The 1,669-nt window shown below is 28.4% G+C and carries 1 protein-coding gene; it reads right to left on the reverse strand.

The annotated features are described in order from the left end of the window. Window positions 1–1,669 (reverse strand): N-6 DNA methylase (locus CKF59_RS07105; protein WP_119535239.1); only part of this gene is annotated, 1,669 nt, incomplete at both ends.

The following is a 1,669-nucleotide window of genomic DNA, read 5'->3' on the forward strand; positions in this document are numbered from 1 at the left end:
AGTTCTTGTGTGATCCAATGACTTAATAAATATAATAAATAATAAGGTGTTATTCCATATTTATTATTGGGGAGAACTCTTAAAACTAAAATTTCACGAGTTAATAAAACTTCTGTATCAAAAGGAGATATCATTGCAACACTTCCAATTCTATAGCTACCTCTCCTCACATATAATATATCGCATTCATGTAATGTTTTTTGCTCACTAAAAATTTCTTTATATGTGTTATATGGAATTTTTGATGTTGGGTCTTTATAAACTTCCCAATTCACTATATCTTTTACACGAATATATGGAATATCTCCTTTTCCTTTATTTTCAGATTCAGGTGAACCATGTCCATCAAAATGTTTTATAACTTTTGATGAAATTAATTCTTGAATAGAAATTAAAGATATTCCTTTTTTATCAGCATAAGTTTCTAATTCTTTTGTTTTTTCTTTCCAGTAATATCGAGGTACATATACTTTTGTTTTTTTTACAATACTAGAATCTACTAAAAAAGAATATCTAATATTATCAATAAATTCTTCTTTATTAACAAAGGTAGTCCAATTATCCCCTTTACCTTTTAATTTTTTCAGTTCATTAATTTCACTGTTTATGATCTTTATATCATCCCAAAGTTCATTTGTAGCCTTATGACTGGTATAATCCCATCTAAAAATCTCTTTACCTTGATGATCATGCCCCATTTCTTCAGCTACACACATTAATATTTTATCTTGCTGTTTTGTGTTTTTTTCAAGAAATATAGCAATACATTTAGCATTATTATGAGGTCTAAATGTATTATGAGGTAAATCAATTAAGCAAAATATATTATGTTTTGCCATAAACTCCATTACATATTGAGCTCTTGGAGCATGAAAGTAGGTTTCAGGAATAATCAGCCCCATTCTTCCCCCATCAATAAGCAAATCCAAACATCTTTCAATAAAGAGAATTTGTGGAGGCATCTCGTTATTTAATTTATTTGTTTCAATATAATAATTACCATTCTTTTTCCATTTTTTAGCTAGCCTATATTGTTCTAGTTTTTCTCTTCCTTTAATTTTTATATCTTTTCCAAACGGCGGATTAGCGAGTAAACAGTCAAAAGAATTTAAATGTATACTTTGTTGAGTTTTTATATTCCAATGCAAGGGTAATTCAAGACTATCTTCACAAAAAATACCTCCTTTTCCATCACCTAATATTGCCATATATGCTTTAGAAACTTTAGCTAATAATGAATCTTTTTCTATTCCATGAACTAATGTCATTGCAGTTTTTTGTTTTTCTTCATTAAGAGCTAACTTATTCCATCCTAAATATTTTGCATCTTCCTCCAATAGATTCCATAAATGACGTAGTGATTCAACAAGAAACCCACCTGAACCACAAGCAGGATCAATGACTTTTTCATCAATACCTTGATTCAAAATATTAACCATCAATTTAATCACATTTCGAGGAGTAAAGAATTGTCCCTGAGGACCTTTTAAAGCATAACCAATAAACGTTTCAAAAGCATCCGCAACAGCATCTCTTTCTGCATCAATTAAACAATAGTTTTGTAATTGCCCAACAACATAATATAAAGAATGAGAATCTAAATTTATTTTATCATTCACATCAAAAACTTCTTTATATTTTGATTTTACTGATTGAAATAATTCATTAA

The organism is Psittacicella gerlachiana (assembly GCF_003585965.1).
GTDB lineage: Bacteria > Pseudomonadota > Gammaproteobacteria > Enterobacterales > Psittacicellaceae > Psittacicella > Psittacicella gerlachiana.